This is a genomic window from Pseudoduganella sp. RAF53_2 (assembly GCF_052113985.1).
In the GTDB taxonomy this organism is placed as follows: domain Bacteria; phylum Pseudomonadota; class Gammaproteobacteria; order Burkholderiales; family Burkholderiaceae_D; genus Rugamonas.
In genome coordinates this window covers 1-4639 of sequence record NZ_JBFRDW010000489.1, presented here as the reverse complement: position 1 = coordinate 4639, position 4639 = coordinate 1, and the positions used below count along the sequence as shown (strand labels likewise).

Here is a 4639-nt window from a genome sequence, read left to right as displayed (position 1 = left end):
ACCTGGGCATGCGCGTGATTGCGGAGGGCGTGGAGACCCGCGAGCAGGCGGCCTTCCTGAAGACCCACGGCTGCGACGAGATGCAGGGCTACTTCTATGGGCGCCCGATGCCGGCCGAGGAATTCACCACTTTATTACGGGAAAAGCGTACACTGCCGAATCTGTAATCAAGACCAGAACAGGGAGACCAATGAAAAAGCTGTGTGCCGCAATTGCCATCGCCTACGCCGCATCCAACCCCGCCTACGCCGCTGCCACCAACGCGGCAGATCAGAAATTCACCAGCATTTACAAAGCCGAATGGCAATGGCGCCTGCAGCAGCGCATGGAAGATGATGAGGACGACCAGCACGGCGTGYGTCCCTTCCTGCCGCAGGTCGATCCGGCCGTTCAGCTGAAACGCCAGCAATACTGGGAAGGCATTCTGAAGCAGCTCGATATGGTCAAGGCAACGCAGCTGTCGGCGCCGGAACGCATCAACTACGCGGTGTATCGCGCGCAGATTGCGGCCCTGCTGGAGAACCAGCGTTTCCACGAATACGAAATGCCGCTGAACGCGGATTCCTCGTTCTGGTCGAACATCGCAGGCGAAGCGCGCAAGTCCTTCCGTACGCTGGAGGACTACCGCAATTACATCGTGCAGCTGAACGACATGCCGCGCTACTTCGATGAAGAGGTGGCCAATATGCGCACGGGCCTGAAGCGCGGTTTCACGCCGCCCAAGGTGACGCTGCAAGGCCGCGATGGCTCGCTGACCTCCGTCACCGAAGCCAAGCCGGAAGAGGTGGTGTTCTTCGCACCGTTCAAGCAGATGCCGGCCACCATTCCGGCCGCGGAACAGGCCAGGCTGCGCGAAGCGGCGCTGAAGGCCATCAATGAATCCGTGATCCCGGCTCACCTCAAGCTGCTGAAATTCATGCGCGAGGAATACGTGCCGCATGCACGCGAAGCACTGGCCGCCGAAAGCCTGCCGGACGGGAAGGCTTACTACCACTCGAAGATCGTCGAGTTCACCACCACCAATCTGAGCGCGGACCAGATCCACCAGATCGGCCTCGATGAAATGGCCAAGATCCGCGGCGAGATGCTGCAGGTGATGAAGCAGGTGGACTTCAAAGGCGATCTGCCGGCCTTCCTGCAATTCCTGCGCAGCGATCCGCAGTTCTACGCCAAGACGCCGGAAGAGCTGCTGATGCGCGCGGCCTGGATCGCGAAAAAATTCGACGGCAAAGTGAGCCAGTATTTCGGCCGCCTGCCGCGCAGCCGCTTCGGCATCATTCCGGTGCCGCCGGAGCAGGCGCCTTACTACACCTCGGGCCGCGGCGGTCCCGGCGTCTACCTGGTCAACACCTACAATCTGCCGGCGCGCGCGCTGTACAGCCTTCCAGCACTGACCCTGCATGAGTCGGCGCCGGGCCACGCATTCCAGATGCCGATCGCGCTGGAGCAGAAGGGCCGACCGCCATTCCGCAATGCCTACATCTCCGCCTTTGGCGAAGGCTGGGCGCTGTACTCGGAACGCCTGGGCAGCGAGATGGGCATGTACGACACGCCGTATGAAGTGTTCGGCATGCTGAGCTATCAGGCATGGCGCGCATCGCGTCTGGTGGTCGACACCGGCATCCACGCCAAGGGCTGGACGCGCGAGCAGGCGCAGAAGTACCTGCTCGACAATACGGCACTGTCCGCGCATGAAGTGGAAACGGAAGTGGACCGCTATATTTCGTGGCCGGGCCAGGCGCTGTCCTACTACCTGGGCGAGATGGCCATCATCGATGCGCGCAAGAAAGCGGAAGCCGCGCTGGGCGACAAGTTCGATATCCGCGCTTTCCACGACACCGTGCTGGAACTGGGCTCGGTGCCGCTGCCGGTTTTGCAGGCACGCATCGATGCCTTCATTGCTGACGGCGGCAAGAGTCCATACCCGAAAGAGTGAAATTTTGCCGGGGGCGGCGCACCAGTGTGGTGCGCCGCCCCCGGCTGGTGCGGAAATCCCCGACTGTAGGGTGTTGCAGCATGGCACGCATATTGCACTACTTGGTGTATGCGCGACAGCACCGTACAGCACGACAGCAACCACAGCCAGCATGAGGCCTGGCACGCCAGGCTCGCGCTCGGCTTCACCCATGCACATGGCGCCACGCGCCTGACCCGGCGCGAGCACCACGGTCCGCTGCGCGTCCAGAAACCTCTTTATCCCGAAGACCAGCAAGTCTGTCATGCCATCGTGGTGCATCCACCGGGCGGCGTGGTGGGCGGCGACCATCTCGACATTGCGGTGCAGGCTGCGGCCGGCACCCATGCCGTGCTGACCACGCCGGGCGCCGCCAAGTGGTATCGCGCCAACGGCAAGGTCTCGCGCCAGCAGGTCAGTCTGCACGCAGCCGGCCGCGCCGCCATCGAATGGCTGCCGCAGGAAGCCATCTTCTACGACGAAACCATCGCCGAACTGGAGCACGACGTCGAGCTGAATGCGGACGCCAGCTATATAGGCTGCGACATTATTTGCCTGGGGCGCCGCGCATCAGGCGAGCGCTTCCGCTCCGGCCGCGTGGCGCAGCGCTGCCGCATCCGGCGCGGCGGCAAGCTGCTCTGGTGGGAGCAGGGCGTCATCACGCCCGAGGCATTGCGCAGCCGTTTCGGCCTGCGTGGCCAGTCCGTGTGCGCAACGATGCTGGCGGTCGGCGCGTCGCTGTCCATCAGCGCCCTTCAGGAAGTACGCGCCATCGGCGGGCCGCATTTCGGCGCCTCCCTGCTCAGGAACCTGCTGGTGGTACGCCATATCGGCGACGACAGCGAAGCGGCGCGTGCCCTGATGCTGGATGCCTGGCGCGTGCTGCGTCCGCATGTGATGCAGCGCGCCGCCACGCCGCTGCGCAGCTGGCATACATAGGAAAGCCCATGGACCTGACACCCCGCGAGAAGGACAAACTCCTGATTTTCACCGCCGCCCTGCTGGCGGAGCGGCGCCGCGCACGCGGCCTGAAACTGAACTATCCCGAAGCCGTCGCGCTGATCAGCGCCGCCATCATGGAAGGTGCGCGCGACGGCAAGAGCGTGGCCGAACTGATGGCCGAGGGCACGCGCATCCTGACCCGTGACGATGTGATGGACGGCATCGCCGACATGATTCCCGACATCCAGGTCGAAGCCACTTTTCCGGACGGCAGCAAGCTGGTGACCGTCCATCAACCCATCCCCTGATAAATCAACATGGAATGCATCATGACTCCCGGCGAATACAAACTTGAGCCCGGCGACATCAGCCTCAATGCTGGCCGCACAACGGTCAGCGTGACGGTGGAAAATCGTGGTGACCGCCCCATCCAGGTCGGCTCCCATTTCCATTTCTTTGAAGTGAACTCGGCGCTGTATTTCGAACGCTGGAAAGCGTACGGCATGCGGCTGAATATTGCGGCCGGCACCGCCGTACGCTTCGAACCCGGCCAGAAGCGCACCGTCGAACTGGTCAAGCTCGATGGCGACCGCGAGGTGTGGGGATTCAGCGCCCAGGTGCAGGGCAAACTGAAGGAGTAGGCCACCCATGGCATCCATCACGCGCCGCGCCTACGCCGAGATGTACGGTCCCACCACCGGGGACCGCATCCGCCTGGCCGATACGGAACTGTTCATCGAAGTCGAGAAAGACTTTGCCATYCCYGGCGAGGARGTGAARTTCGGCGGCGGCAAGGTGATCCGSGACGGCATGGGGCAATCGCAGCGCGCCCATGCGGAGGTGATGGATACCGTGATCACCAATGCCGTGATCCTGGATCATTGGGGCATCGTGAAAGCCGACATTGGCCTGAAAAACGGGCTGATCGCSGCCATCGGCAAGGCCGGCAAYCCGGACATCCAGCCCGGCGTGACCATGGCCATTGGCGGCGCCACCGAGATCATTGCCGGCGAAGGCATGATCGTCACGGCCGGCGGCATCGACAGCCATATTCACTTCATCTGCCCGCAGCAGATCGAAGAGGCCTTGATGAGCGGCGTCACTACCATGATCGGCGGCGGTACCGGTCCCGCAGTGGGGACCGCAGCCACCACCTGTACGCCGGGTCCGTGGCACATCCATTCCATGCTGCAGGCGGCGGATGCATTCCCGATGAACCTGGGCTTTCTGGGCAAGGGCAATGTCAGCCGTCCGCTGCCGCTGGAGGAGCAGGTGAGGGCGGGCGCCATCGGCCTCAAGCTGCACGAAGACTGGGGCAGCACGCCGGCCGCCATCGACAACTGCCTTTCCGTGGCCGATGCCATGGATATCCAGGTCGCGCTGCACAGCGATACGCTGAACGAAGGCGGCTTTCTCGAAACAACGATTGCCGCGTTCAAGGACCGCACCATCCACACCTTCCATACCGAAGGCGCGGGCGGCGGCCATGCACCGGACATCATTGCAGCCGTCGGCCAGTCCAATGTGCTGCCATCGTCCACCAATCCGACCCGGCCTTACACCGTGAATACGCTGGACGAACACCTGGACATGCTGATGGTCTGCCATCATCTGGATGCGGCGATTGCCGAGGACGTGGCTTTTGCGGAGTCGCGCATTCGCCGCGAAACCATCGCCGCCGAAGACATCCTGCACGATATCGGCGCAATCTCGATGATGTCGTCCGACTCGCAGGCCATGGGG

6 protein-coding genes are annotated in these 4639 nt (G+C 63.1%); all 6 read left to right on the top strand.

All coding sequences use genetic code 11. The features are described from left to right. Positions 1-8: 8 nt before the first annotated feature. Positions 9-167 carry an EAL domain-containing protein gene (locus AB4Z11_RS23645; RefSeq protein WP_442028108.1) on the top strand — a complete coding sequence of 53 codons (159 nt, stop codon included), beginning with the start codon at positions 9-11 and terminating at the stop codon, positions 165-167. A gap of 23 nt (positions 168-190) precedes the next feature. Then, positions 191-1936 (top strand): DUF885 domain-containing protein, encoded by a 1746-nt coding sequence (locus AB4Z11_RS23640; RefSeq protein ID WP_442028106.1) that lies wholly within the window; start codon positions 191-193, stop codon positions 1934-1936. Between the two features lie 108 nt (positions 1937-2044). Then, positions 2045-2893 carry an urease accessory protein UreD gene (locus AB4Z11_RS23635; protein WP_442028105.1) on the top strand — a complete coding sequence of 283 codons (849 nt, stop codon included), beginning with the start codon at positions 2045-2047 and terminating at the stop codon, positions 2891-2893. Between the two features lie 8 nt (positions 2894-2901). After that, positions 2902-3204 carry an urease subunit gamma gene (locus tag AB4Z11_RS23630; RefSeq protein ID WP_442028103.1) on the top strand — a complete coding sequence of 101 codons (303 nt, stop codon included), beginning with the start codon at positions 2902-2904 and terminating at the stop codon, positions 3202-3204. A gap of 21 nt (positions 3205-3225) precedes the next feature. Further along, positions 3226-3537, top strand: coding sequence for an urease subunit beta (locus AB4Z11_RS23625; protein WP_442028101.1), 312 nt, complete (start codon positions 3226-3228; stop codon positions 3535-3537). Positions 3538-3544: 7 nt separating this feature from the next. After that, positions 3545-4639 (top strand): urease subunit alpha (locus tag AB4Z11_RS23620; RefSeq protein ID WP_442028100.1); only part of this gene is annotated, 1095 nt, incomplete at its 3' end.

Coding starts and splice junctions, on each gene's coding strand:
- AB4Z11_RS23645 (WP_442028108.1), top strand. CDS start 9: ATGCGCGTGATTGCGGAGGGCGTGGAGACCCGCGAGCAGGCGGCCTTC.
- AB4Z11_RS23635 (WP_442028105.1), top strand. CDS start 2,045: ATGCGCGACAGCACCGTACAGCACGACAGCAACCACAGCCAGCATGAG.
- AB4Z11_RS23630 (WP_442028103.1), top strand. CDS start 2,902: ATGGACCTGACACCCCGCGAGAAGGACAAACTCCTGATTTTCACCGCC.
- AB4Z11_RS23625 (WP_442028101.1), top strand. CDS start 3,226: ATGACTCCCGGCGAATACAAACTTGAGCCCGGCGACATCAGCCTCAAT.